The organism is Streptomyces griseobrunneus, from assembly GCF_046713465.1.
GTDB classification, from domain to species: Bacteria; Actinomycetota; Actinomycetes; order Streptomycetales; family Streptomycetaceae; genus Streptomyces; species Streptomyces microflavus.
The window spans coordinates 3,389,754-3,413,201 of the sequence record NZ_CP177080.1; the positions used below are offsets into that span (position 1 = coordinate 3,389,754).

The 23,448-nt window shown below is 71.8% G+C and carries 27 protein-coding genes and 2 pseudogenes; 17 read left to right on the top strand and 12 right to left on the bottom strand.

Annotation, left to right across the window (positions count from 1 at the left end; all coding sequences use genetic code 11):
• Positions 1-83 precede the first annotated feature (83 nt).
• The 3 genes from serC (at position 84) to ACK8N7_RS15285 (ending at position 2,556) form a co-directional block, all read left to right on the top strand.
• The gene (gene serC / locus ACK8N7_RS15275) at positions 84-1,202 is read left to right on the top strand and encodes a phosphoserine transaminase (protein WP_500442767.1); all 1,119 of its coding nucleotides are present in this window, start codon (positions 84-86) and stop codon (positions 1,200-1,202) included.
• A gap of 163 nt (positions 1,203-1,365) precedes the next feature.
• Positions 1,366-1,977, top strand: coding sequence for a Uma2 family endonuclease (locus ACK8N7_RS15280; protein ID WP_500442769.1), 612 nt, complete (start codon positions 1,366-1,368; stop codon positions 1,975-1,977).
• A 36-nt stretch (positions 1,978-2,013) separates the two neighbouring features.
• Positions 2,014-2,556, top strand: a complete 543-nt coding sequence (locus tag ACK8N7_RS15285) for a DinB family protein (RefSeq protein WP_500442771.1) — start codon at positions 2,014-2,016, stop codon at positions 2,554-2,556.
• Positions 2,557-2,570: 14 nt separating this feature from the next.
• On the opposite strand, the gene ACK8N7_RS15290 is transcribed toward ACK8N7_RS15285, so the two are convergent.
• The 4 genes from ACK8N7_RS15290 to ACK8N7_RS15305 all read right to left on the bottom strand — a co-directional run bounded on the left by ACK8N7_RS15290 (position 2,571) and on the right by ACK8N7_RS15305 (position 5,749).
• Entirely contained in the window at positions 2,571-2,984 is a 414-nt protein-coding gene (locus tag ACK8N7_RS15290; RefSeq protein ID WP_403217155.1) for a DUF4259 domain-containing protein, read from the bottom strand.
• A gap of 42 nt (positions 2,985-3,026) precedes the next feature.
• Positions 3,027-3,737, bottom strand: a complete 711-nt coding sequence (locus ACK8N7_RS15295; RefSeq protein WP_500442773.1) for a class I SAM-dependent methyltransferase — start codon at positions 3,735-3,737, stop codon at positions 3,027-3,029.
• 123 nt (positions 3,738-3,860) lie between these two features.
• A complete protein-coding gene (locus ACK8N7_RS15300) occupies positions 3,861-4,700 on the bottom strand; it encodes an ABC transporter permease (RefSeq protein ID WP_403217159.1) in 840 nt (279 codons plus the stop codon).
• Entirely contained in the window at positions 4,697-5,749 is a 1,053-nt protein-coding gene (locus ACK8N7_RS15305; RefSeq protein ID WP_500442775.1) for an ATP-binding cassette domain-containing protein, read from the bottom strand. The genes ACK8N7_RS15300 and ACK8N7_RS15305 overlap by 4 nt, the downstream gene beginning before the upstream one ends.
• A gap of 128 nt (positions 5,750-5,877) precedes the next feature.
• On the opposite strand from ACK8N7_RS15305, the gene ACK8N7_RS15310 reads away from it, so the two are divergent.
• On the top strand, positions 5,878-6,732 hold the full coding sequence (locus tag ACK8N7_RS15310) for a TetR/AcrR family transcriptional regulator (RefSeq protein ID WP_500442777.1): 855 nt from the start codon (positions 5,878-5,880) through the stop codon (positions 6,730-6,732).
• Between the two features lie 31 nt (positions 6,733-6,763).
• Complete coding sequence (locus ACK8N7_RS15315) at positions 6,764-7,165, top strand: PPOX class F420-dependent oxidoreductase (protein WP_015610458.1); 402 nt, start codon at positions 6,764-6,766, stop codon at positions 7,163-7,165.
• A 25-nt stretch (positions 7,166-7,190) separates the two neighbouring features.
• Here ACK8N7_RS15315 and ACK8N7_RS15320 read toward each other — a convergent pair whose 3' ends face one another.
• Positions 7,191-8,240 carry an SdiA-regulated/phytase-like domain-containing protein gene (locus tag ACK8N7_RS15320; protein WP_500445756.1) on the bottom strand — a complete coding sequence of 350 codons (1,050 nt, stop codon included), beginning with the start codon at positions 8,238-8,240 and terminating at the stop codon, positions 7,191-7,193.
• A 112-nt stretch (positions 8,241-8,352) separates the two neighbouring features.
• Here ACK8N7_RS15320 and ACK8N7_RS15325 point away from each other — a divergent pair, with 112 nt between their 5' ends.
• Both ACK8N7_RS15325 and ACK8N7_RS15330 read left to right on the top strand, forming a co-directional pair.
• Positions 8,353-9,057, top strand: a complete 705-nt coding sequence (locus ACK8N7_RS15325; RefSeq protein ID WP_403217276.1) for a GDSL-type esterase/lipase family protein — start codon at positions 8,353-8,355, stop codon at positions 9,055-9,057.
• Positions 9,058-9,070: 13 nt separating this feature from the next.
• Positions 9,071-9,199: a hypothetical protein gene (locus ACK8N7_RS15330; protein WP_403217167.1), complete on the top strand. Its 129-nt coding sequence runs from the start codon at positions 9,071-9,073 to the stop codon at positions 9,197-9,199.
• Positions 9,200-9,469: 270 nt separating this feature from the next.
• On the opposite strand, the gene ACK8N7_RS15335 is transcribed toward ACK8N7_RS15330, so the two are convergent.
• The gene (locus tag ACK8N7_RS15335; RefSeq protein WP_403217169.1) at positions 9,470-10,111 is read right to left on the bottom strand and encodes a TetR/AcrR family transcriptional regulator; all 642 of its coding nucleotides are present in this window, start codon (positions 10,109-10,111) and stop codon (positions 9,470-9,472) included.
• Positions 10,112-10,387: 276 nt separating this feature from the next.
• Between ACK8N7_RS15335 and ACK8N7_RS15340 the strand changes: the two are divergent.
• Together ACK8N7_RS15340 and ACK8N7_RS15345 are read left to right on the top strand one after the other, a co-directional pair.
• Positions 10,388-11,418, top strand: a pseudogene (locus ACK8N7_RS15340) (MDR family NADP-dependent oxidoreductase).
• 37 nt (positions 11,419-11,455) lie between these two features.
• Positions 11,456-11,854, top strand: coding sequence for a MerR family transcriptional regulator (locus ACK8N7_RS15345; protein ID WP_500445757.1), 399 nt, complete (start codon positions 11,456-11,458; stop codon positions 11,852-11,854).
• Between the two features lie 10 nt (positions 11,855-11,864).
• Here ACK8N7_RS15345 and ACK8N7_RS15350 read toward each other — a convergent pair whose 3' ends face one another.
• Positions 11,865-12,356, bottom strand: coding sequence for a MarR family winged helix-turn-helix transcriptional regulator (locus ACK8N7_RS15350; protein ID WP_500445758.1), 492 nt, complete (start codon positions 12,354-12,356; stop codon positions 11,865-11,867).
• Positions 12,357-12,489: 133 nt separating this feature from the next.
• On the opposite strand from ACK8N7_RS15350, the gene ACK8N7_RS15355 reads away from it, so the two are divergent.
• A complete protein-coding gene (locus tag ACK8N7_RS15355) occupies positions 12,490-13,404 on the top strand; it encodes a DMT family transporter (protein WP_500442779.1) in 915 nt (304 codons plus the stop codon).
• Between the two features lie 61 nt (positions 13,405-13,465).
• Here ACK8N7_RS15355 and ACK8N7_RS15360 read toward each other — a convergent pair whose 3' ends face one another.
• Positions 13,466-15,748, bottom strand: a complete 2,283-nt coding sequence (locus ACK8N7_RS15360) for an exo-beta-d-1,3/1,6-glucosidase (RefSeq protein WP_403217173.1) — start codon at positions 15,746-15,748, stop codon at positions 13,466-13,468.
• A 207-nt stretch (positions 15,749-15,955) separates the two neighbouring features.
• Between ACK8N7_RS15360 and ACK8N7_RS15365 the strand changes: the two genes are divergently transcribed.
• Positions 15,956-16,555 (top strand): TetR/AcrR family transcriptional regulator, encoded by a 600-nt coding sequence (locus tag ACK8N7_RS15365; protein WP_031124740.1) that lies wholly within the window; start codon positions 15,956-15,958, stop codon positions 16,553-16,555.
• Between the two features lie 122 nt (positions 16,556-16,677).
• Here ACK8N7_RS15365 and ACK8N7_RS15370 read toward each other — a convergent pair whose 3' ends face one another.
• Entirely contained in the window at positions 16,678-17,580 is a 903-nt protein-coding gene (locus tag ACK8N7_RS15370; protein ID WP_500445759.1) for a CPBP family intramembrane glutamic endopeptidase, read from the bottom strand.
• 274 nt (positions 17,581-17,854) lie between these two features.
• On the opposite strand from ACK8N7_RS15370, the pseudogene ACK8N7_RS15375 reads away from it, so the two are divergent.
• Positions 17,855-18,007: pseudogene (locus ACK8N7_RS15375) on the top strand (SAM-dependent methyltransferase); the annotation flags it as partial.
• A 145-nt stretch (positions 18,008-18,152) separates the two neighbouring features.
• On the opposite strand, the gene ACK8N7_RS15380 reads toward ACK8N7_RS15375, so the two are convergent.
• Positions 18,153-18,797 (bottom strand): dihydrofolate reductase family protein, encoded by a 645-nt coding sequence (locus tag ACK8N7_RS15380; RefSeq protein WP_403217175.1) that lies wholly within the window; start codon positions 18,795-18,797, stop codon positions 18,153-18,155.
• A gap of 298 nt (positions 18,798-19,095) precedes the next feature.
• Between ACK8N7_RS15380 and ACK8N7_RS15385 the strand changes: the two genes are divergently transcribed.
• The 3 genes from ACK8N7_RS15385 (at position 19,096) to ACK8N7_RS15395 (ending at position 20,628) form a co-directional block, all read left to right on the top strand.
• On the top strand, positions 19,096-19,752 hold the full coding sequence (locus ACK8N7_RS15385; RefSeq protein WP_500442782.1) for a class I SAM-dependent DNA methyltransferase: 657 nt from the start codon (positions 19,096-19,098) through the stop codon (positions 19,750-19,752).
• Positions 19,753-19,771: 19 nt separating this feature from the next.
• Positions 19,772-20,032 carry an NUDIX hydrolase gene (locus ACK8N7_RS15390; RefSeq protein WP_403217185.1) on the top strand — a complete coding sequence of 87 codons (261 nt, stop codon included), beginning with the start codon at positions 19,772-19,774 and terminating at the stop codon, positions 20,030-20,032.
• Between the two features lie 62 nt (positions 20,033-20,094).
• A complete protein-coding gene (locus ACK8N7_RS15395; protein WP_500442784.1) occupies positions 20,095-20,628 on the top strand; it encodes a GNAT family N-acetyltransferase in 534 nt (177 codons plus the stop codon).
• On the opposite strand, the gene ACK8N7_RS15400 is transcribed toward ACK8N7_RS15395, so the two are convergent.
• Positions 20,607-21,005 carry a hypothetical protein gene (locus tag ACK8N7_RS15400; protein WP_500442786.1) on the bottom strand — a complete coding sequence of 133 codons (399 nt, stop codon included), beginning with the start codon at positions 21,003-21,005 and terminating at the stop codon, positions 20,607-20,609. The two genes, ACK8N7_RS15395 and ACK8N7_RS15400, sit on opposite strands and share 22 nt — an antisense overlap.
• 95 nt (positions 21,006-21,100) lie before the next feature.
• Between ACK8N7_RS15400 and sigJ the strand changes: the two genes are divergently transcribed.
• Entirely contained in the window at positions 21,101-22,012 is a 912-nt protein-coding gene (gene sigJ / locus ACK8N7_RS15405; RefSeq protein ID WP_403217191.1) for an RNA polymerase sigma factor SigJ, read from the top strand.
• Between the two features lie 39 nt (positions 22,013-22,051).
• Here sigJ and ACK8N7_RS15410 read toward each other — a convergent pair whose 3' ends face one another.
• Positions 22,052-22,378: a nuclear transport factor 2 family protein gene (locus ACK8N7_RS15410; RefSeq protein WP_500442787.1), complete on the bottom strand. Its 327-nt coding sequence runs from the start codon at positions 22,376-22,378 to the stop codon at positions 22,052-22,054.
• 189 nt (positions 22,379-22,567) lie between these two features.
• Between ACK8N7_RS15410 and ACK8N7_RS15415 the strand changes: the two genes are divergently transcribed.
• A complete protein-coding gene (locus ACK8N7_RS15415; protein ID WP_403217195.1) occupies positions 22,568-23,389 on the top strand; it encodes a GAF domain-containing protein in 822 nt (273 codons plus the stop codon).
• Positions 23,390-23,448: the final 59 nt, after the last annotated feature.

The following is a 23,448-nucleotide window of genomic DNA, read 5'->3' on the forward strand; positions in this document are numbered from 1 at the left end:
ACGGCGTCCACGGGTCGGAGCACACGTCTCATCGAACGGACACGGTTACGAAGCCGCGCCACCGAGGGACTACGCTCCGGCTCGTGGCCGACATCCAGATTCCCGCTGACATCAAGCCCGCCGACGGACGCTTCGGCGCCGGTCCTTCCAAGGTGCGGACGGAGGCGCTCGACGCGCTGGCCGCCACCGGCACCTCTCTCCTCGGTACGTCCCACCGCCAGGCCCCGGTCAAGAACCTGGTCGGCGAGGTACGCGACGGTGTGCGCAGCCTCTTCTCCCTCCCCGAGGGATACGAGGTCGTCCTCGGCAACGGCGGCTCCACCGCCTTCTGGGACATCGCGACGCACGGTCTGATCGAGTCGAAGTCCCAGCACCTGAACTTCGGTGAGTTCTCCTCCAAGTTCGCCAAGGCCGCGAAGCTCGCGCCCTGGCTGTCCGACCCCACCGTCATCGCCTCCGACCCGGGCACCCACCCGGACCCGCAGGCCGAGGCGGGCGTCGACGTCTACGCCTTCACCCACAACGAGACCTCCACGGGTGTCGCGGCGCCCGTCAAGCGCGTCGCGGGCGCCGACGAGGGTTCCCTCGTCCTGGTGGACGCGACCTCCGGTGCGGGCGGCCTGCCGGTCGACATCACCGAGTCCGACGTCTACTACTTCGCCCCGCAGAAGTCCTTCGCCTCCGACGGCGGCCTGTGGATCGGCGTGTTCTCCCCGGCCGCCCTGGAGCGCGCCGCCAGGATCCACGCCTCGGGCCGGCACATCCCGGAGTTCTTCTCGCTCCCGACGGCGATCGACAACTCCCTCAAGAACCAGACGTACAACACCCCGGCGCTGTCCACCCTCTTCCTGCTGAACGAGCAGCTGAAGTGGATGAACACCCAGGGCGGCCTGGACTTCACGACGGGCCGCACGGCCGCCTCGTCCGGCCACCTCTACGGCTGGGCCGACGAGTCCAAGTACGCGACCCCGTTCGTCACGGACCCGGCGAAGCGCTCGCAGGTCATCGGCACGATCGACTTCGCGGACGAGATCGACGCGGCGGCGGTGGCCAAGGTGCTGCGCGCCAACGGCATCGTGGACACCGAGCCGTACCGCAAGCTGGGCCGCAACCAGCTGCGCGTGGCGATGTTCCCGGCGATCGACCCGGCGGACGTGCAGGCGCTGACGGCATGCGTCGACTACGTGATCGAGAAGCTGTAGCCCCTACCGGCTTCACCGCTGTACGGAGACGGCCCGGCACCCACGCGGTGTGCCGGGCCGTTTCGGCTTCACCCGACCGGGTGGCATATGCCAGAAGCGCGATCTTGGGCAGTCCCGCCCTACGATGACGGTCTCGACACCAGCCCATTCCAGGAGGCCAGCAATGCCTGCAGCAGCAGTCGAGCACCCCTGTGACGATGAGCCGGAAACGCTGCTGGAAACGGCCAACCGTCTCGTGGAACAGCTTCCGGGGCATCGCGTCGAGATCATCGGAGGCGTCATCACCGTGGCACCACCCCCGGACGGCCCGCACGCCCGCGCGCTCACCAAGCTCATGCGGCCCTTCATCGCCGCCGGACTCGACGACGGGGAGACGGAGGTCCTCCAGGGCATCGGCCTCTGGCTCCCCAGTGGCCCCGAGGACTACGTGATCCCCGACCTGGCGATCGTGGATGCCGGCCTCGACGAGCACCTGATCGAGAACAACTGCTACGACCCCGTCTGCTTCCGCCTGGTCCTGGAAGTCACCTCCGGGAACTACCAGAACGACCTCCGCAACAAGGTCATCGCCTACGCCCAGGCCAAGATCCCGGTCTACGTGATCGTCGACCGCAAGCACGGCCGGGTCCATGTCCTGACCGAGCCGCTGCCCGGCGGCTACGACCGCCACGAGGTCTACGCCCCCGGCCAGGAGGCCCCGCTGCCCGCCTCCATCGGCGCCGAGGTCACCCTCGATGTCGCCGAGCTGGTGCGGGCGGGCCGCCCGAAACGCTGAGGACGAGGCCCGGGGCACCCCACTAGGGTGCGGCCCATGAGTTCACCCGAGCCTCCCGTGCCTCCCGTGTCTTCTGCCGCCCCCGCCCCCCATGTCCCGTACACCGGAGGCGAGAAGGAAAGCCTCCACGTCAGTCTGGACCGGCACCGTGATGTGGTGCTGTGGAAGCTGGAGGGGCTGGACGACGAGCAACTGCGCCGTCCGCTGACCCCGACCGGGACGAATCTGCTCGGCCTGGTCAAGCATCTCGCGGCCGTCGAATACGGCTGGTTCTGCTCGCCGTTCGGCCGGGAGACCGAGCCGTTCCGGTTCGACCCGGCCACCGAGGACATGGCGGCCGGCCCGCACGAGACGACCGCCGACATCCTGGCCTTCTACGCACGCGCCCGCGCGGCCGCCGACGCCTCGATCCGGGAGACGGACCTGGAGACGACGGGCACCTCCTGGGACGGCCGGGTGGTGTCGATGCGGTGGGTGCTCATCCACATGCTGGAGGACACGGTGCGGCACGCCGGGCACATGGACATCGTGCGGGAGCTGATCGACGGCGCCGTGGGCAGCTATCCGGGCGCCAACTGACCGGCCCCCGGTCCTCACTCCCCCGGGGCCGCCGCCAGCACCGCGCGCAGAGCGGCTATCCCCGCGAGCCACTCCGCCCCGGCCCCGGCCTCTTCCCACAGGTCGAGCGGCTCCGCGTTCGCGCCGGTGAGGCGGTCCAGGGCGCGGACCGCCAGCGGGCGCAGGTCGGCCGGGAGCGGGGGCAGCGGGTCCTTGGGGCCGTACGCGGTGGTGACGGGCTCCCCGCCGGGGCACTGGGCGGCGACCAGCGCGGCGGCCGCCACCGCCTCCTCCCCGCTGTCCAGATAGTCCTGCTCGGCGGTGCCGGCGGCGGCCGTCAGGACGGCCCGGAGCACGTCCGCCTTCTTCTCCGGCTCCGCGTCGTCGACCCGCCCGCCGAAGTCGGCGGCGGTGTCGTTGTCGAAGTGGCCGATGTCCCAGGCGCCCATGGCGTCCCCCTCAGTCCGTGTGCCGGTCAACCCGCGTGCCGGTCAGTCCGTTGCGCTGATGTCCCCATCCTCACAGCCACCACTGACAACCGGCCTCCGCGCCAGCACGAACCCCTGCGGCGCCCGCTCCGGGAACGACCCTTCCGCCTCCCGCTCCTTCCACAGCACGGCCCGCACCTCCAGGCCCGCCGCCCGCAGCAGCCCGGCCATCCGCTCCGGCTGCCGCCGGTGGAAGACGAGCGAGACCTCATGGCCCAGCCCCTCGGTCAGCCGCAACGGCTCCTGCCCGACCTGGAAACCGAGCTGTACGGGAGCGCCCGGGGCCAGGACGCGGCGGAACTCGGCGAAGGCGCACGGCAGTTCCTCGTCCGGGACGTGGATGGTCGAGTACCAGGCGAGCAGCCCGCCCAGGGACCCGTCCGGCAGGTCCAGGTCGAGCATGGAGCCCTCCTCGAAGCGCAGTCCGGGGTGTTCCTCCCGCGCCACGGCCAGCATGCCCGGGGAGAGGTCGATCCCGAACACCTCCAGCCCCAGGCCGAGTCCGTGCAGATGCCCCGTCACCCGGCCGGTCCCGCACCCCACATCGGCGACGGGCAGCCCGTGCCCGTCCGCGGCGGCCAGCTCGGCGAAGGCGGCGAGCACGGACCGCTCCACCGGCTTCGCCGCCAACTCCTCGCGGGAGAAGGCGGCGTAGTCGGGGGCCATGGCGTCGTAGGAGGTGCGGGTGGCACGGAGGAAGGCGGGTTCGGTCATGAGGAGGAACCTTAGGGCCTCCCGGCCCGCCGCGCCGGCCCAGCGGCTCACCGGCCCGCCGGCTCACGCCCTCACCGCCCCAGCAGCTCACCCGCCCACCACCACCTCACCGCCCCCAGCAGCTCACCTCCCCAGCAGCCGGAACCGCCGGACCGCCAGCGGCAGGAAGACCAGCGTGATCACCACCGGCCACACCACGGCCATCAGCAGGGCGTGCTCCTCCACCCAGGTCCCGCCGCCGGCCACCGGGTTGCCGAACAGTTCGCGGGTGGCGGTCGCGGTCGAGGAGATCGGGTTCCAGGCGGCGACCGTGCCCAGCCAGCCCGGCATCAGGGACGGGGCGACGAAGGTGCTGGAGATCATCGTGAGCGGGAAGGCGACCGCGTACAGCCCGCCCGCCGCCTCCGGGGTGGGGACCAGCAGACCCAGCCAGACACCCACCCAGATCAGGCTGAACCGCAGCAGCAGGAGCAGTCCGAACGCCCCGAGGGCGGCCATCACCCCACCGCCCGCGCGCCAGCCGATCAGCAGCGCGGTGACGGCCAGGATGGTCAGTTCGGCGGCGGCGACCACCAGGTCGGCGGCCCCGCGTCCGGAGGCGAAGGCGGAGGGGGCCATCGGCATGGACCGGAAGCGGTCGACGACCCCCTTGCCGGCGTCGGTGACGACGGCCACGGCGGTGTTCATGAAGCCCATGGCCATGGTCATGGCGAACATGCCGGGCATCAGGAACTCCCGGTAGTCGCCGCCTCCGGGCACCTTCATGGCGCTGCCGAAGACGTACCCGTACAGCAGGACGGAGAGGATCGGGAAGCCGAGCTGCCAGACGATGGCGGAGGGGTGGCGCTGGTAGTGGGTGAGGACGCGGCGGGTGATGTTCCAGCAGTCGGAGACCGCCCAGTAGGCGAGGCCGTGGTCGCGGCCCGCGCCGGTCGTCGCGGGGTTCTGTTCGAGCGTGGTCACGCTGCCGCCACCTCTCGTGCGTCGTGGTGCTGCTCGGGGTCGTAGGCGTCCGCGCCATGTCCGGTCAGGCGCAGGAACACGTCGTCCAGGCTCGGCCTGCGCAGCCCGATGTCCTCCACGGCGATCCCGTCGTCCTGGAGGCTCCGGGCCACCTCGGTCAGCGCGGCGACCCGGTCGGCGACCTGGGCGTGCACCCGGCGGGTGGTGTCGTCGGTGAGGACGAGCCCGCCCCCGGCCACCCGGCCGACGACCTTCGCCACCGCCGCGAGGTCGCCCCCGTCCGCGGCGACGACCTCGATCCGGTCGCCGCCGACGCGGTTCTTCAGGGCGTCCGGGGTGTCGTCGGCGATGGCCCGCCCCCGGTCGATGACGGTGATGTGCGAGGCGAGCCGGTCCGCCTCGTCGAGGTACTGCGTGGTAAGCAGCACCGTCGTGCCGCCCGCCACCAGCGCCCGGACCGCGTCCCAGACCTCTCCCCGGCCGCGCGGGTCGAGCCCGGTCGTCGGCTCGTCCAGGAAGAGCACTTCGGGCGAGAGGATCATCGAGGAGGCGAGGTCGAGCCGGCGCCGCATCCCGCCGCTGTACTCCTTGGCGCTCCGGTCGGCCGCCTCCACCAGGTCGAACCGGTCGAGCAGCTCCCCCGCGCGGAGCCGGGCCCCGCGGTTGCCCAGGTGGAAGAGGCGCCCGAACATCTCCAGGTTCTGCCGTCCGGTGAGGCCCTCGTCGACGGCGGCGTACTGACCGGTGAGCCCGATCCTGCTCCGTACGCGGCGGGGTTCGTGCCCCACGTCGAGCCCGGCCACCTCGGCCCGGCCGCCGTCGAACCGCAGGAGGGTCGCGAGGACCCGTACGGCGGTGGTCTTCCCGGCCCCGTTCGGGCCGAGCAGACCGTGGACGGTGCCGGGGCGGACGGCGAGGTCGAATCCGTCGAGCGCCCGCTTCTCCACCCCGCCCTTCACCCGGTACCGCTTCACCACTCCCTCGGCGAGCACCGCGTACCCGGACGCGGACCTGGACCTGATTTCAGGCATGGACTTGGACATGGACATGGAGCAACCCCCTGCTTTCTCCGACCGACCGGAAGCCAACTGAGTACACCGTCCCCCAAACTGGGTACGCCGTACTTCGATACGGGTACGGCGTACCCAAATCCTCTTCGGCGCATTACGCTGACCCCATGGCGAAAGACGGATCGACAGCGGCGGCGGACGGCACGGCGACCGGAAGCGGCGACATCGCGCGCAGCCTGGAGCTCCTCTGGGGCGCCGGGGAGCGCCCCAGCCGCGGCCCCAAACCGGGCCTCACACTGGACCGGATCGTCACCGCAGCCGTCGCCGTCGCGGACGCGGAAGGGCTGCCCGCCGTCTCCATGCGCCGGCTCTCCACCGAGCTCGGCACGGGCACGATGTCGCTCTACCGGTACGTCCCCGGCAAGGCCGAACTCCTGGACCTGATGCTCGACCGGGTGCTGGGCGAACCGCTGTCCGCCGAACCCGACCGTCCCACCGGCGCCCAGGAGGCCCCCGGCGACTGGCGGGTGGCGATCGACGCCATGGCACACACCTACCTGGACAACCTGCGCCGCCACCCCTGGCTGCTGAAGATCAACCAGGCCCGTACGGTGCTCGGTCCCAGCGCCCTGCGCGGCCTGGAACTCGCCCTGTCCGCCCTGCGGTCCATGGGGCTGCGCGACCCCGAGCTGATCGGCGTGATCATCACGGTCAACAGCTTCGTGGAGGGCCTCGCCCGCACCCAGGGCGACGCGGCGGAGGCGGTGGCGCAGACGGGGCTGAGCGACGAGCAGTTCTGGGACAGCCAGCGCCCCTACCTGGAGCGGGCCATGCTCAGCGGCGCGTACCCGATGATGGCGGGAATGTCCGAGGACACCTTCAGCGCCGACTTCGACCACTTCGAGTTCGGGCTCCAGCGGCTGATCGCCGGCTTCGAGGCCCTGGTCCAGGAACGGACGGCGGAGCGAACGGCGGACCGGACGACGGAGCCGGCAGCAGATCGGACAGCGGACCGGACATGACAGCGAGCCCGGCCCGTGCCCCAATGGATATATGGACGCCAGCCGGGAGCTAGCCCCCTTCGTGAAGCAGTACGCCGTCCTGCTGAGCACCCACCGGCAGGACGGCACCCCCGTCGGCACTCCCGTCAACATCGCCGTCGAGGGCGATCACGCGTTCATCCGCACGTTCTCCTCAGCCTGGAAGGTCGAGCGGATGCGCAACCACCCGAAGGTGGAGCTCGCCCCGTGCACGGTCCGGGGCAGACCCACGGGGCCGCAGATCACCGCGCACGCACGGCTGCTGCGACCGGGCACGAAGGAGAACACGCACGCGGCGCGGACGCTGTCGCGGAAGTACCCGGTCGTGCAGGGCGTGCTGGTCCCGCTGATGCACCGGCTCAAGCGGGACAGGACGCTGCACTACGAGGTGTGGCCGGTGACGAACGGCGACTGACGGCAGGCCGCGCGTCTCCTTGTAACTACGCCTGCCCGCGCTTCCGCTTCAACGCGAACCAGAGGGCAGCCACGCCGACGATGATCACCGCACCGAGCCCCATGCTGCCCTTGCCGTTCTCCTCCCCCTGATCACGGCTCGCCCCCGCCCCCTCCTCGGCCGCGCTCCCGCTCCCACTCCCACTCCCACTCCCGGAAGGCTTCCCCTGCTCCCGGCCGCTTCCCTGCTTGCCGCCCCCCTCCACCTCCACACGCACCACACCACTACGCGCCCCCTCCGAGCCGAACATCAGGGCCGAGCCGTCCGCCGTGTACGTCACCGACTCGGACTGCCGCTGGAACGGCGCGGCGACCGCCCGGCTGTCCCCGGGCCGGCCGTCCTCGAAGCCGTACACGCGGGCGCTGAAGTACGAGCGCAGCACCAGCGAACCCCCGTCGGGCGAGAAGGCCCCGTCCGTCACCCACGGCACTTCACCGACCCGCCGGAAGGTGTTGGTGGACCCGGCGGTGAGCTTGGCGGGGCCTTCGTAGAGCCCGCCGCCGTCCTCGTTCTTGGAGGCGATGTAGACGCGCCCGGTCTTGGGGTGGACCATCAGTGCTTCGGCGTTGCGGGCCCCGTCGGCGTACTTCACGTCGTACTGGGTGGCGGTGACGGTGGCGTCGCGAAGGTTCTTGGGCTCGGGAAAACGATAGATCCAGACATGACTCCAGGAACCGTCCAAATTGTCCCCGACGTCACCGACGTAGATGTCCCCGTCCGGCCCGATGGAGATGCCCTCCACATCACGCGGCTCCCCCACCCCCCGCATCGTGATGGTCGCGACCGTCTTCCCGGTGCGGGAGTCGACGGCGAAGACGTAGGGGCCGTCGTCGCTGTCGTTGTGCGTCCAGTAGATGCCGGGGTGCAGGCGGCTGGCGGCGAGGCCGCTGGACTCGGTGATACGGGGGTCCTCGATCGTGAAGTCACGGTCGGGCTTCCCGTCGGCGGCGACGGCGGGGCAGGCGGCGCCGAGGAGCAGCAGGAGGGCTGCGGCGGGAACGGCGAGACCTGCCGGACGGCTCGGATACGAACGCATGGCCCAAGTGTCCACGGTCGCGACCGCGTCCACCGCAGGGTCCACTCCCAGCCACCCCACCGTGTCCATCGTCACGTCGCAGGCCACAGCCGTGATCGGCCATGATGACGCCATGCGTTTTCTCCCGGTCGGCGACTCCATGACCATCGGCGCCACCGGCGACTTCACCTGGCGCTACCGGCTGTGGCAGCACCTGGGGGCGGTCTGCCCGGCCCCGTACGAGATCGTCGGCCCACGCACGACGCTGTACGACCCCGAGGCGAACGCACCGCTCTCGCACGCGTACGCCGACCCGTCCTTCCCGCCCGAGGCCCGCAGGCACCTGGCGGGCTGGGGCGAGGGGTGGCTGCACATGGCCCCGGCGATCGCGGACGCGGTGCGCGAGGCGGAGGCGGATGTGCTGCTGGTCTCGCTGGGCCTGATAGACCTGGGGTTCTACACGGACGCCGAACAGACGGCGGCCAACGCCCGCACGTTCATCACGGCGGCCCGAACGGCGAACCCGCACATACGGATGGTGCTGCTCCCGGTGATACCCAACGTCCGGGCCGAGTCGGACGCACCCTTCGCCGCCTCCTGCACCCGCTTCAACGAACTCCTCGCCAAGGCCGTCGCCGACCTCGACACCCCGTCCTCCCCGCTCCTGCTGGCCTCGCGCCCACCGGGCTACGACATCCACACGGACACGTACGACGGCACCCACCCCGGCCCGACCGGCGAACACCTCCTCGCCGCCGCCTTCGCCGACGCGATGCACCAGGCGTGGGGGCTGGGCGGGCCGTACGCCCGGCAGCAGGCGCTGGCGCAGTCGGCCTGAGAAGGGGCGGGCGATGGACGGGCACCGCACAGGACCAGAACCGGCCCGGATGCAGATCTACGGGACCGAGCGCGCCGGTGACCTGGGCGCCCCGTCGGCCGCCGCGCTGGTCCGCGGATCGGTCATCGTGGAGGCGGGCTGACCTGCCCCGACGGCGGCTCCCACACCGAGCAGTCGCGGGAGCGCGGCCCCCGTCCACAAAGCTCATCGAGTTCTCCTGGGTAGGAGACTCCGGGCAAACGCTCACCCTGAAATCGAACGGGATCCCTTTTCGCCTCGCCAACGCGTTTCCGTCGACGGCGACAGCTCATGGGCACTCGAAGAGCGTTTACCTCGACGGTTCCCCGCGAAACCCATGCCGTTACGGCACAGTTCCGAGAAAGGGACTCGATGTATCGAGCGGAAAACCCCCTCACCCCACCCGCTGCGACCCCAGCATCGTCAGCGCCAGCTGCGTCAGCTCGCCGGAGACCTCCTCCGGGCGGGCCCGGCGGCAGCGGCGGGTGTGGTGGGCCATCAGTTCGTGGACCGTGCCCACCATCACCATGACGTCGACGCGGTGGTCGCGGTCCTCCGCCTCCCCCCGCTCCACCGCCCGCTCGGCCTCCCCCGTGAGGAACTCCGTCCACAGCGCCCGCCAGAGCTTGCAGTGCTCGTCCACCACCGCGCTGACGCCCAGCACCTCGACGAAGGTCACCCGTGCCTCGCGCGGGTCCCGGGTGACGGAACCCACGTACGCGTCGAAGAGGCGCCGGACCCGATCCGCGATCGAGCACTCCTCGATCCCCTCGGAGAGCAGGGCGGCCTCCATGGCCCGCAGGCCGATGGTGGTGACCCGGTTGTGCAGGGCGATGAGCAGCCCCTCCCGTGTCCCGTACTCCTGGCGGAGCACCTCGGGGGTGACCCCGGCCGCCTCGCACAGGTCCGTCTCGGAGGTCTCCCGGTAGCCGACGACGCCGTACAGCTCCCTTGCGGCGTCGAGCAGTTGTTCCCTCGCCTGTGTACGGGCCTGGTCACCGGGCCCCGTCCGCTGAACCGCCCAGCCGTCCGCCACCGGTCCTCCTTCAGCGCAAGGTGCGGGAGAGGGCCTCGGCACCTCTGCACGAACCGCCGCCCCATTGTGCTCGCCCCGGAGGCCGCCGGAGTGCCGCGCCACACCCGTTCGGCGGAACACCGTCAAGCCGAAACGCTTCTTCTTCCCCGCACGATTCACCTTCGGCTTGCCCCTGACGCACGGGTCAGGGGCTAGCGTCACCGCACCCGCCGCCCGGACGCCTCCCGCGAGCCGCCGCGCCGTGCCGCCCCGTCGATCCTGAGCCGAGGAGCCCCCATGTCCGTCACCCCGCCGCTGCCCCGTACCGCGCGCGAGATCCGTCTGGTCTCCGTCCCCGACGGGCTGCCCACCACGGAGAACTTCGCCGTCGTCGAAGCGCCCCTGCCGACGCCCGCGGCGGGCCAGGTCCTCGTCCGGAACCACTTCTTCCTGGTCTTCCCCGGTCTGCGCACCCTGATCGGGGGCGAGGTCGACGGGGTGCCGCGCCCCGCCCTGAGCCCTGGCGACGCCCTGTTCGGGCCGGCGGTCGGCGAGGTCGTCGCGGTGGCGGACGGCAGCCCGTTGCGGCCCGGCGACACCGTCACCCACCTCCAGGGCTGGCGGGACCACGCCGTGGTTGACGCCGCCGCCTGCACGCCCGTGGGGGGACGTGCTGCCCGACCCGGTCGCGCACCTCGCCCAGGGGTCGTCCTACGGGGCCCTGACCCGCCTGGCCGGGGTCCGGGCCGGTGACACCGTCCTGGTCACCGGAGCGGCCGGAGCGGTCGGCACCCTCGCCGGCCGGATCGCCGGGCTGCTGGGCGCCGGGCGGGTGATCGGCACCACCCGGTCCCCCGGCAAGGCGGAGCGCCTGGCCTCCGAACTCGGTTACGACGCCGTCCTCCTGAGCGGCTCCGAGACCCCCTTCGCCACCCAGCTCGCCGCAGCCGCACCCGAGGGCATCGACGTCCTGCTGGACACGGTCGGCGGCGAACAGCTGGCGGCGGCCGTCGACGCGGCCCGGCCGGGTGCCCGCTTCGCCCTGGTCGGGCGTTGTCCGGCCAGCTGTCTGCGCGGCGGGCGGGCGGCAGTGCGCCCGCCGAGATCGACACGTTCCGCGTCGTCGTCAAAGGGCTCTCGCTGCGCGGCTACAGCGGCAGCGACCACCCCGACGTCGAGCAGGAGTGGACCGGGCGGTTCGGGGAGTGGCTGCGCTCCGGCGAGATCACCTTCCCCCACACCCGTGTCCCGGGCATCGATCGCGCCCCGCAGGCGTTGCAGAGTTGATCGAAGGACGGCACTTCGGGGCCGTCGTCGTGGAGTTGTAGCGGCAGCACGGTGCCAGGAGCGGACGGGGTGGGCGTCATGCGGATCGGTGAGGCGGCAGCGGCGGCGGGGTGCCCCCCCAGGGCGCTGCGGCTGTACGAACAGCGCGGGCTGCTCCCTCCGCCCGGCCGCACCGCGTCGGGCCGGCGCGACTACCGGCCCGCCGAGGTCGCCCGGCTCCGCGTCATCCGGGAGCTGCTGGGCTCCGGCTTCACCATCGAGGACCTGCGCTCCTGCGCCGACCGCCTCCACCTCCTCACCCAGGACCCGCCGCCCCGCTGCGGGGCCGCCGATGCCCCGGAAGGCTCCGGCTCGGGTGTCGTCGGCCGTCGGCTCGCCGTCCTCGACGCCGAGATCGACCGCCTCACCCGGCTCCGTGAGGACCTCGCCCGCCGGGCCTTCGGGGACAGGACGGGTGCCGACCCGCCGCCCCGCTAGCCCCTTTCGGTCACGCACCGCCCCCCGGCGGCTCCACCCGCGCCAGCCACCCCGTAAGCAGCCTCTCCAGCTCCGCCGCCTCCCGTGGCTCCAGTACGTCCAGCAGGTTCCGCTCGTTGCGCATGTGCTCGGCGAACGCCCGGTCGATCAGGGACCGGCCCGCCGGGGTCAGCGCCACCACCCGGCCCCGGCCGTCGGCCGCCGAGCGGCGCCGGGTCACCAGGCCGGCGCGCTGAAGGCGGTCGATCCGCTTGGTCATCGCCCCCGTGGTGACCATCGTGTGCGCGGCCAGCTCACCCGGCGCCCGCTCGAAGGGCTCGCCGGCCCGGCGCAGCGCGGCCAGGACGTCGAACTCACCCTCGGACAGGCCGTGGGCGCTGTAGACGACGCCGAGGCGGGCGGTCAGGAGGTGGCCCAGACGGTGCAGACGCCCGATGACGGCCTGCGGGGAGACGTCCACGTCCGGGCGCTCCCGCGCCCACTCGGCCTGGATGCGCGCCACATGGTCCGGAGCGGGGCCCTCAGCGGCTTCGGCCGGGGCGTCCGGGACCTCTGCCGGGGCTTTCGCAGCTTCGGCCGGGCCGTCCGGAGCCTCGGCCGGAAAATTACCTTCCATGGAAGGCATAATAGCTTCCATGGAAGGTAACCTGAAATGGTCGCTGGTCACTGCCGTGGCCCCAGTGGCCTGGGGCACGACCTACTTCGTCACGCGGGAGTATCTGCCCGAGAGCCACCCCCTGTACGGCGCCGCCTTCAGGGCCGCCCCCGCCGGGCTCCTCCTGCTGGCACTCTGCCGGAAGCTGCCGCGCGGGAGCTGGTGGTGGAAGTCCCTGGTGCTCGGCGCCCTGAACATGAGCGGCTTCTTCGCGCTCGTCTACGTGGCGGCGCAGCGCCTCCCCACCAGCCTGGCGTCGATCATCATGGCCCTCGCGCCCCTCTTCATGATGATGCTCGCCTGGCCGCTGGTCGGTGAGAGGCCCGGCTGGAAGCACCTCGCCGGGGCCATGACCGGAGTCGGCGGCGTCTGCCTGATGGTGTTCACGGCGAGCGGGTCGGTGGACGCGATCGGCATCCTCGCCTCCGTCGGCGCCATGGCGATGTCCTCGTGCGGGTACGTACTGGCCAAGCGGTGGAGCGGCGAGGTGGACGTACTCGCCGCCACCAGCTGGCAGTTGCTCGGCGGCGGGCTGCTGCTCCTGCCGTGCGCGGCCCTCGTGGAGGGTGGGCCGCCCGCGCTCGACGGTCCCGCGCTCCTCGGATTCGGCTACCTCGCCGTGGTGGCGACGGCCATCGCCTTCGCCGCCTGGTTCCTGGGGCTGAAGCACCTGCCGGCGGGTACGGTCGGCCTGCTGGGGCTGCTCAACCCCGTGACGGGCGTGCTGCTGGGGCTCCTGCTCGCCGGCGAGAGCCTTTCCGGGCGGCAGGTCTGCGGCCTCGTGCTCACCCTCTGCGGAGTGGTGCTCGGCCAGCGCGCCGCACGCCCGGCCCGCCCGCCGCGTGGCACTCCAGGGGTGGTCGAGGAGCCTGCCCGCACCACCCGGTCACCGTGACCGAAGGCCGGGCAGCCGACCGGTGCCGCCGGCCACCGCGACCGGCCCTCCCCCACCCCCTTCACCCCTTCACTGTGAACTCCGCCCGCAGCAGCGCCTCATCCCGCGACGAAGGCCCGACCAGCAGCTCGAAGCGGCCCGGCTCCACCACCCGGTGCCCCTGCGCGTCCACCAACGTGCAGGCGGCGACCGGGAGTTCGATCGCCACCTGGCGCGACTCCCCCGGAGCCAGCGCCACCTGCTCGTACGCCTTCAGCTCCTTCTCCGCCCAGGTCACCGAGGTCACCGTGTCGCTCACGTACACCTGGACCGTCTCCAGCGCGGGCCGGGCGCCGGTGTTGCTGAGCGTCACCCGCGCCCGTACGGTCTCCGCCGGTTCGACGACCGCCGTCAGCAGCTCCAGGTCGGTGTACTCCACCGTGGTGTAGCTCAGGCCCTCCCCGAACGCGAACGCCGGGCTCTGCGTGAGGTCCGCGTACCGCGTGCCGTGCTGGCCGCGCACCTGGTTGTAGTACGTCGGCTGCTGCCCCGCGTGCCGGGCGAAGGAGAGCGGGAGCCTGCCGGTCGGCTCGATCAGGCCGAGGAGCAGCTCCGCCACCGCCGTACCGCCGAGCATCCCCGGGTTGGCCGCGTACACGATCGCCGCCGCACCGAGCGCGGACGGCGGCAGCACCAGCGGCTTGGAGCTGATGACCACGACGACCAGCGGCTTGCCCGTCGCCGCCAGCGCGTCGAGCAACGCGACCTGGTCGCCGACGAGTTCGAGGGTGGCCGTCGACTTGCCCTCGCCGATCAGCTCGATCCGGTCACCGACGACGGCGACCACGTAGTCGGCGGACTCGGCGGCGGCGACCGCCTCGCCGATCAGCGCCGGGTCGGGCGCGGCCGGGACGACGACCTCGGGGCGGGGCTGTCCGTCGGGGAAGAACTCCCCCTCGGGGTCGGGCCCGACGTCCAGGATGCGGGCGCCGGGCGCGTACGCCACGGTCCAGTCGGCGGGCACGCGGTCGCGGAAGCCGTCGAGGACGGTACGGATCATGGCGCGCGGCTGCCCGTCGGGGAGCCAGTCCGCCTGGCCGGATGAGCCCGCCCAGTCGCCCAACTGGGTCTGCGCGTCGTCGGCGTTGGGGCCGACGAGCGCGATCGTACGGGGGCCGGAGGCCGTGGCCCGGCCGTCTCCGCCCTCTGCCGGCCCGCCCGCCAGCGGCAGCGTGCCGTCGTTGGTCAGCAGCACCAGGGAGCGCCGGGCCGCCTCCAGGTTGAGCTCGGCGTGCGCGGCGCTCCCGATGAACTCGGCCTGAAGGGCGGCGTCGGGGTGGCGGGGGTTCTCGAAGAGCCCCAGCTCGAACTTGAGCGTCAGGATGCGGCGTACGGCGGCGTCGATCTCCGCCTCCGTGAGCGTGCCCTCCGACACCGCCTCCTGAGCCCCGTCGAAGAACTTCGACGTCGTCATCACCATGTCGTTGCCCGCGCGGACCGCCGCCGCCGACGCCTGCGCGTAGTCGGCGTAGATCTTCTGCTCCCACACCATGCGGCCGACGTTGTCCCAGTCGGTGACCAGCGTGCCGGTGTAGCCCCACTCGCCGCGCAGTACCTCGCCCAGCAGCCAGTCGTTGACGGTGATCGGCACGCCGTCCATGGACTGGTAGCCGAGCATGAACGTCCGGCAGCCCTCCTTGGCGACCCGCTCGAAGGGGGGCAGGAACCACGAGCGCAGTTTGCGCCGGGAGATGTCCGCCTCGCTGGCGTCCCGGCCGCCCTGGGTCTCGGAGTACCCCGCGAAGTGCTTGGCGCAGGCCAGGATCGCGGTCGGGTCGGCGAGCCCCTCGCCCTGGTAGCCGCGCACCATCGCGGAGGCCAACTCCCCGATGAGGTGCGGGTCTTCGCCGAAGGTCTCGCTCACCCGGCCCCAGCGCAGGTCCCGGGTGATGCAGAGGACCGGCGAGAAGGTCCAGTGCACCCCGGTCGCCGCGACCTCCACCGCCGTGGCCCGCGCGATCCGCTCCACCAGGCCGGTGTCCCAGGTGGCCGCCATGCCGAGTTGCGTCGGGTAGATCGTGGCGCCCTCCCAGAAGGAGTGGCCGTGGATGCAGTCCTCCGCGACGAGCAGCGGGATGCGCAGCCGGGTCTTCGCGGTGAGGGCGGCGGCCTCCAGCACCCGCTCGGGCGAGGCGTGCAGGATCGACCCCGCGTGCAGCTCCTCCACAAGGTGCCGCACGCCCTCCTTGGCGTTGAGCTGGAGCATCTGGCCGACCTTCTCGGGCAGCGTCATGCGGCCCAGGAGATCGGCGACCCGGTCCGCGACGGGGAGCGCGGGGTCGAGGTACGGCGGCAGGAGGCCCACAGGAGTTCCTTTCACGACGGCACTCCGCAGTACCGTACGCTCAATACCGACCGCTTGGTAAGTATTGGAATGGTAAGTATTCGACCCTGTGAGAATCTGGGCCGGAGCGCCGGGGCCCGCGAGCAGCGGACCCGGCCGGCTCGGCAACGGCAGCAGCAGCGCGGGGGCGGAACGAGAAGGGCGTCCGATGACAGCGGGTGAATGCGCGTGACCCCGGGAACCCGGCGCGGCTACGCCAAGGGCCGGGCCAAGCGGATCGAGATCCTCGACCAGGCGATGGCCCTGTTCGGAGAGGCGGGCTACCGGGGTGCCTCACTCCGGGTCATCGCCACCCGCTGCGGCATCTCCCACCCGGGCCTCCTGCACCACTTCCCGACGAAGGAGGCGCTGCTCCTCGCGGTGCTCCAGCGCCGCGACGACGTGGACGACGAGTGGCTGGCCCTCGGCGTCACCCGGGGCGTCGACCATCTGCGCCGACTGGTCGACCTCGCGGAGCTGAACGCCAAGCGGCGCGGGATCGTCGAGCTGTTCTCGGTGGTCGCGGCGGAGGCCACCTCCCCCGACCACCCGGCCCACGCCTACTTCGAGACCCGCTACCGCACGTCCGTCGCCAACACCGAACGCGCCTACCTCCAGGCCCGCGACGACGGCTCACTACGGACCGGCACCGACCCGGCGACCGCCGCCCAGCAGCTCATCGCCCTGATGGACGGCCTCCAGATCCAGTGGCTGATCAGCGACTGCACGACGGACATGGCGGGCGTCCTGCGCGCCCACATCCGGGCGCAGCTGACCGTGGAGTTCTGAGACCGGCTTCCTCGGCGCCTCGGCCTGGAGGCGGGCGGCGGGCGGCGGGCACGACGTACGGCTTCGCCCGGGTGCAGGGGTGGACGGCGGTGGCGCTCAACGCAACGCGACCGGACGGGACTTCAGGGGCTGACCCGCTCAACCCCCCGCCGCTTCGCCATCCACGCCACCACCAGGCAGTACAGCGGCGCGAAGACGAACTCGACGACCATCGCCTGCCACGGCGCGTCCGCCGCCGTCTCGGTGGAGGCCAGTTCACCGAAGCCCGCCGCGAGGCCGAAGGCGAGCAGGTTGTTGGCGGCGTGCAGGGTGATGACCGCCTCCAGGCCCCCGGTGCGGATCACCAGCCAGCCCCACCACAGCGCCGAGTAGAGCAGCAGGACGAACCCGGAGAGTTCGCCGAACCCGTGGGCCAGGGCGAACAGGAGGGACGCGAGTACGACGGCGGGCCACGGCGACCGGACGGCCCGCCCGATCACCTGGACCAGCCACCCCCGGAACACGTACTCCTCGGCCGCCGCCTGGAACGGCACCAGCGCCCCGAGCACGGCCAGGCTGACGAGAAAGGAGGTCCAGCCGGGCCAGCCGTCCCCTGCCGGGCCGGCGGACTCCTCCCCCCAGGTCCAGGCGAACATCACGCCGAACTGGACGATGATCAGCGGAAAGGCGACGGCCGCGCACAGCCCGAGCCACTTCCACCGCAGCCGGCCGACGACCGAGGAGACCGTGCCCGCCGGGCGCCTGCCCAGGTAGCGGGCGCCCCACAGGACGATCGGTATCCCGATCGCGATGCCGACGAGCTGGAGGGCCATGTCGGCGACCGGGTCCTCGAAGAACACCTCGCTGTCCGCAGACGCGGGCCCCGCGTCCAGCACCTCCGCGAGGACGGCCCCGATTCCGGAGACGACCAGGATGCCCACGACGACCAGGAGCAGAACGAGCGACAGCTCCCCGAGCCACCCGAACCTGCCGCCCTGCCCGTTGCGCCCCTGCTGGTCGTAACGGGCCCCGGCCTCGGCCCGCACGGGGCCGGGCGGCGGAACGGGCCCGTACGGCGGCGGCATGGGCCCGTGCGGGGGCACCGGCCAGCCCTGCTGCTGCCAACCGGGTCCGGGCCCCTGCTGCTGCCAGCCAGGTCCGGGCCCCTGCTGCCAGGCGGGTCCGGTGGCCTCCTGCCAGGCGGATCCGGTGGAAGCGGGCGGGGGCGACGGCGGGTCCCAGGGCGACGGGGGTATGTCAGGTTTCACACCAGGATCTTGCTGGCGCCCGGCGCCGGAGGTCAATGCGGTTCCGTGCGCCGTGGACCAGGCGGTGGCCGAAAACCTGCCGATAGAGGCGAAGAACGGCGCCCGCCAGAACCGGGCCTTCATGAACCGGGCGACGGCCTGGCTGGCCGGTGAGGGCCTGACACAGTTCCTGGACGTCGTGGAGCCCGGTCTGGTGACGGCCCCCGAGTGGTTCCACGGCCCGAAGGCACCCGCGCCGGAGGAGAGCGGGCTGTACGTCGCGGTCGCGCCCGTCCCGTAACGGACAGGACAGGGCGGGAGGGGGCAGGGCAGGGCAGGGCGGCCGAGGACAGCGCGCCCCCGCCTCCGCCTCACTTCCTCCAGAACAAGTGGTGCGTCACCCCGCTCGGGCTGGGCACGGCCTCCAGGTGGAACCGGTCGAGCAGCTCGTCGGGCGACTCCCAGAGCCGTAGCCCGGTCCCGAGCTTCACCGGCGAGACGACCACATGCATCGCGTCGACGAGGTCGGCGTCGAGGAACTCCCGGATGGTGGTGACCCCGCCGCCGAGCCGCACGTCCTTGCCCTGAGCCGCCTCCCGCGCCTGCGCGAGCACCTCGGCCGGTTCACCGCCGACGAAGTGGAACGTGGTGTCGGAGAGCGTGAACGAGGGGCGCTCGTGGTGGGTCATGACGAACACCGGCGTACGGAACGGAGGCTCATCGCCCCACCAGCCGCGCCAAGCGTCGTCGGGCCAGGGCCCGCGCTGGGGGCCGAACTTGTTCCGGCCCATGATCTCGGCGCCGATGTTGCGGTCGAAGTCCCGCGTGAAGTAGTCGTCCAGCCCCCGGCTCCCCCCTGAGTCCGTACGCATCGGCCAGCTCGCCGTGGCACCGGCCCAGGAGAAGAGGCGCTCCGGCTCGACGTGGCCGAAGGGCCTCTCCAGGGTCTGATCCTCACCGGCCGCGATGCCGTCACTGGAGACGGTGAAATTCTGGACTCGCAGTAGCTGAGCCATGTGTTCCTCCTGCGTTGTCGACGACGACACCCGAAGTGAACGCGGCATCGCGGAGCAGGCCGGCGGTGACACGCACACGAGTGAGTTCTCCTGGTGCGGTCAGCCGCAGGAACACTCACCACATCGATGCTGCCACGGCTTGAACGCCCCGAGCGCCGACCTCCACGGCAAGCTCACCGGTGAACTCACCAGCCACTGACTCCCGCCCGCAGCCTCACGGCCGAGGCTCTGTGCCGTTCTTCGGCCGCATGGGGCTTCGGCCGCGTCGGGATCGTGCCGTTCACGAAGAGGAACCATCGTGCCCGCGCACCACGACATCGCCGCCGAGACCGACCTGTGGGACACCTACGCCGCCTCCGCCTTCAAAGAGGACGCCGAACCGGCCTTCTGCTGGACCCAGTACGCCGGTCACGGGCCCGGCCCGGAGGTGCTCGGCGGTCCGCGCTCCGTGCTGGAGATCGGCTGCGGCACCGGCCGAGCGCTCGCGCACCTGGCTCAGCGGGGCGTCGTGGCCCGGGGTGTCGACCTGTCGCCCGTCATGGTCAAGAAGACCACCGCGAAGTGGGCAGCGACCGGCTCGGAGTTCGTCTGCGCCGAGGTCCTTGAGCACCTGCGTGAGCACGACGTGACGTACGACGCGGTCTACTCGATCTTCGGGGCCGCCTGGTTCACCGACCCCGGCCGACTCTTCCCCCTCGTACGTCAACGGCTGCCCCCCGGCGGGGTGTTCGCCTTCTCCCAGCCTCCGGCCATCCCAGGCGCGTACGGTCCGCAAGGCATGTACAAGGGCGGCTTCGCGGGCAAGGCGATGTTCACCTACCGCTACAGCTACCGGCCGGCCGTCTGGGAGCGCCTGCTGACCCGGGCCGGGTTCGCCACCGCCGAAGCGCAGGTGCTCGACGCACCGTTCCCCGGGCACATCAGTACGCTCTTGGTCCGCGCGGTCGCTCCGTAACGAGGAAGCCTGACCATCCTTGTTACCCGGTCATGAGCAGGGGAAGAGCCTGGGCAGCACAAAGGAAGAGACCGGCCTCACCGTCACCGGCGTCACCGGGCACGCCGGAAGCTTCGACTACGTCTCCCGAAGCGGCCTCAGGACACGGCAGTTCACCTTCGCGGTCACCGTCGGGGCCACCGGGCCGGTCACCCTCACCGAGCACGACGAATCCGCCTGGGCCGACCGGGGCGAGCTGCCGGCCGTCAGCGACGAGACGCGCGCCCTCCTGGCCGGGTAGCTAGGCTCGATGGCGGTGGGGCTCTCCGCTCCCGCCGCCGCGTCCCGCAGGAGGGTTCCCCGATGATCACCTGGCGTCGGCTCACCGAGGACGACTTCCCGTTGCTGATCTCCTGGCTGGAGCAGCCGCACGTGGCCCGGTGGTGGAACCATGAGACCTCAATCGAGGCCGTACGCCGGGACTTCGGGCCCGCCCTCCGGGGCGAGGAGCCTTCGGAGGAGCTGATCGCCCACCTCGACGGCACTCCGTTCGGGCTGTTGCAGCGGTGCCGCCCGGCCGACTACCCCGAGTATCTGGCGGAGGTCGCCGCCCTCGTCGAGGTCCCTTCCGGGGCCATGACCATCGACTACCTGATCGGTGAGCCGCAGCTCGTCGGCCGTGGGCTCGGGCCGCGGATGATCCGGTCGGCCGTCCAGGCGATCTGGGACGAGCACCCCGACGCCCCTTGTGTTCTGGTGCCCGTGTCCGCGGCCAACCGGGCGTCCTGGCGGGCTCTGGAGAAGGCCGGGCTGCTGCGGGTCGCCGAAGGCGAAATGGAGCCGGACAACCCCGTCGACGACCGGGCCCACTACCTCTACCGGGTCGACCGGCCCTGATGTGCCGGACGGGCCTGCCGCGCCAGCGCCAGCACGCTCAGTCCGAACATCAGTACGCCCAGGGGGAGATGGACCGACGGTATGTGCGCGATGCCGACCGCGACCTGGGCGGAGGCCAGGGCCAGGAAGCCGGTCGCGTACCCGATCGGCCGGGGCGAACCCCCTCCCGGCTTCCAGGCCAGCACCGCCGCGAGGACGTACAGCATCGACGCCCCGTACATCACGCGCGCCCCGACATCGTGCAGCACTTCCCCGTACGTCGTGGTGAACAGCAGTCCGGCGGAGACCGCCTGGATGAAGATGGTCAGGGTCTGCAGTGCGATCGCGATCTGCAGGAACGAGAAGCGGTGCTGTGCCGTCGTCGCCTGGGTGGCCATGCCTCGGTCCCCTTTTCCGCCCCCGCCCGGGGAGCAGTAGCTCGATAAGGTCTCACCCGTCCGACGACGCGGGCCGGCGAAAGGTAAGGCGGGGCATGGGGGCAGCGGGGGCGGGCGCCGCGGCGATAGCCGGTGAGCGGCGGCAACTGATCAATGTCGCCTATCGGTTGCTCGGTTCACTCGCCGAGGCCGAGGACGCCGTGCAGGAGGCCTACGCGCGCTGGTACGCGCTTCCGCGCAGGCGGCGGGACGAGATCCTCTCCCCCGGTGGCTGGCTGACGACGGTGACCGGCCGCATCTGTCTGGACGTACTCGGCTCGGCGCGGGCCCGGCGTGAGCGCTATGTCGGCGCGTGGCTGCCCGATCCGCTGCCCGACCGCGCCGAGTGGAGCCGCGTCGGTCAGGGCGACGACCCCGCCGACCAGATGGTCCTGGACGAATCGGTGGCCATGGCCCTTCTCGTCGTACTGGAGTCGATGACGCCCGCCGAGCGCGTGGCGTTCGTCCTGCACGACGTCTTCCGCTACCCCTTCGCCGAGATCGCCGGCATCCTCGGCCGGACCCCCGCGGCCTGCAAGCAGCTCGCGGCCTCCGCCCGGCGGCGGGTGCGCGGCGCACCGGGGCCGGCCTCGGCGGCGGGCGGCGGGCGCGCCGAAGCCGTGCGTCGGGTCAAGGAGGCCTGGGAGAGCAAAGACATCGCGGCCCTCGTCGACCTCCTCGACCCCGCCGCCGTGATGACCGCCGACGGCGGCGGCCTGGTCGGTACGGTCCTGCGTCCGATCGAGGGCGGTGCGCGCATCGCTCAGTACATGGTCGCCATCGCCGTCCGGGCTCCGGGCCTTGAGCTCCTGGAGCGGTCGGTCAACGGTGCGCCGGGCCTGGTGGCCCGGCGGGGCGGGACCGTCATGACCGTGGCGTCGTTCGATGTCGACGGTGACGGCCTGATCACCCGGATCTGGGCGGTCCGCAATCCGGAGAAGCTGCGGCCGTGGCTGCGGGACGGCTGAGGCGGGCCGTGCGAGTCGCGCAAGAAGGGCTCTGCGCGCTCAGGCCGGTGCCTGGCCCGTCTCGAAGCGGCTGATGCGGTCGCCGGTGACCGTGAAGACCCAGCGCGTCCGCATCGTGCCCCAGGTGTCGTTGGTGTAGTCGACGACGAGGGTGCGGCCGTCGTCCGAGGCGTCCACGATCTTCATGCGGCCGTTCGCCTTCGGGGAGAAGATCTCCTTCTCCGTCCAGGCGGCCAGATCCCGTTCGCTGCCGTCGTCGGACATCGTGGCGTCCTCGGTGAGGACGGCGGTGAAGGCGGTCTCGTCAACCGAGTTGACGGCGGCGACGAACCTCTCCACCACCGGGTCGCTGATCGATGTGGTCACGGTGTTCCTCCTCAGGTGCGTCCGGGAACGGGGATTCCCGGGGATCCTCACCGAGTCTCTGACGGCGGGTGCTCCGCCGCACGTCGGACGACGGCCACCTCGCGTATCGCCCTCCGCCGGCTACTCCGTTCGGGGAGGATGGGACCGGCGGGCGGGAGCCTTCGGCGCGACACGGGGTGGCAGGCACGAATGAAGCAATGGCTGGTCGAACGCGGCATCCACTACCTGTTCCTTCTCTTCTCCGCCGTACTCGGTGTGTCGGTCGCCGTGGTCTCGGTATGGGCGGACGGCTCCACGGGGCGCACCAAGCAGGGGTGGGCCCTCATCGCCGGGCTCTCCGCGTTCGGGGTCGTCCTGATCACACACGTCGAACGACGGCTGGTCGAGAAGGGCAAGAAGCGCGCGGAGGAACGGGCGATCCGCGCCGAGGCGGACATGGCACAGCTCTACTCGATGTCACTGCTGCCACTGAGCAGCGCGGTGAAGGAGCTCACCGGCCGGTACGTCACAGCGGCGCCGCTGCCGGCTGCCACCGCGCCGCAGACGGTGACCGCCCTCGACCAGCAACGCGCGGACGTCCTCGATCGCGTGCTGCGCGGGGCTGTCGATCTCACCGCTCCACCGATCGGCCCGACCTACACCCCCCGCGCCCGGTGCAGCTTCTATCGGTACGACGCGGCCACGGGGAACTTCACGCTGGAGAGCAGCCATCCCTACCCCAACGGCCCCCGGACGGTCATCGATCCGGTCGGTGCGGCCCATATGAAGACCGAGATCCTCGGCGGTGGCGGAAAGACCTTCAGGATCGACGGCACGTCCGTCACCCACTCCTATCTGATCCCTCCGGGGACGGGGTACAAGGCGGTCATCGCCGTACCCGTCATCCACGGGACCGAGAAGATCGGTGTCCTCGCGGTGGACGCCCCCGCCTTCTCGGACTTCATCGACGCACATGAATCCCTCATGGAGTCCTTGGCCAACGTCCTCGCCGCGTCCTACGCGCTCAGGTAAGGAGGTCTCCCGTGGCGTGGTGGAACAGGCGGCGCAGGCGGACCGGTGATCCGGAGGAC

Excerpts from the sequence above, each read along its gene's own strand:
- ACK8N7_RS15320 (WP_500445756.1), bottom strand. The coding sequence starts at position 8,240 with ATGCGTTCGTATCCGAGCCGTCCGGCAGGTCTCGCCGTTCCCGCCGCA.
- sigJ (WP_403217191.1), top strand. The coding sequence starts at position 21,101 with ATGGGGGCAGCGGGGGCGGGCGCCGCGGCGATAGCCGGTGAGCGGCGG.
- ACK8N7_RS15380 (WP_403217175.1), bottom strand. The coding sequence starts at position 18,797 with ATGGCTCAGCTACTGCGAGTCCAGAATTTCACCGTCTCCAGTGACGGC.
- ACK8N7_RS15280 (WP_500442769.1), top strand. The coding sequence starts at position 1,366 with ATGCCTGCAGCAGCAGTCGAGCACCCCTGTGACGATGAGCCGGAAACG.
- ACK8N7_RS15315 (WP_015610458.1), top strand. The coding sequence starts at position 6,764 with ATGGACGCCAGCCGGGAGCTAGCCCCCTTCGTGAAGCAGTACGCCGTC.
- ACK8N7_RS15325 (WP_403217276.1), top strand. The coding sequence starts at position 8,353 with ATGCGTTTTCTCCCGGTCGGCGACTCCATGACCATCGGCGCCACCGGC.
- ACK8N7_RS15305 (WP_500442775.1), bottom strand. The coding sequence starts at position 5,749 with ATGTCCATGTCCAAGTCCATGCCTGAAATCAGGTCCAGGTCCGCGTCC.
- ACK8N7_RS15285 (WP_500442771.1), top strand. The coding sequence starts at position 2,014 with ATGAGTTCACCCGAGCCTCCCGTGCCTCCCGTGTCTTCTGCCGCCCCC.
- ACK8N7_RS15330 (WP_403217167.1), top strand. The coding sequence starts at position 9,071 with ATGGACGGGCACCGCACAGGACCAGAACCGGCCCGGATGCAGATCTAC.
- ACK8N7_RS15310 (WP_500442777.1), top strand. The coding sequence starts at position 5,878 with ATGGCGAAAGACGGATCGACAGCGGCGGCGGACGGCACGGCGACCGGA.
- ACK8N7_RS15395 (WP_500442784.1), top strand. The coding sequence starts at position 20,095 with ATGATCACCTGGCGTCGGCTCACCGAGGACGACTTCCCGTTGCTGATC.
- ACK8N7_RS15415 (WP_403217195.1), top strand. The coding sequence starts at position 22,568 with ATGAAGCAATGGCTGGTCGAACGCGGCATCCACTACCTGTTCCTTCTC.
- ACK8N7_RS15345 (WP_500445757.1), top strand. The coding sequence starts at position 11,456 with ATGCGGATCGGTGAGGCGGCAGCGGCGGCGGGGTGCCCCCCCAGGGCG.
- ACK8N7_RS15295 (WP_500442773.1), bottom strand. The coding sequence starts at position 3,737 with ATGACCGAACCCGCCTTCCTCCGTGCCACCCGCACCTCCTACGACGCC.
- ACK8N7_RS15290 (WP_403217155.1), bottom strand. The coding sequence starts at position 2,984 with ATGGGCGCCTGGGACATCGGCCACTTCGACAACGACACCGCCGCCGAC.
- ACK8N7_RS15400 (WP_500442786.1), bottom strand. The coding sequence starts at position 21,005 with ATGGCCACCCAGGCGACGACGGCACAGCACCGCTTCTCGTTCCTGCAG.
- ACK8N7_RS15355 (WP_500442779.1), top strand. The coding sequence starts at position 12,490 with ATGGAAGGTAACCTGAAATGGTCGCTGGTCACTGCCGTGGCCCCAGTG.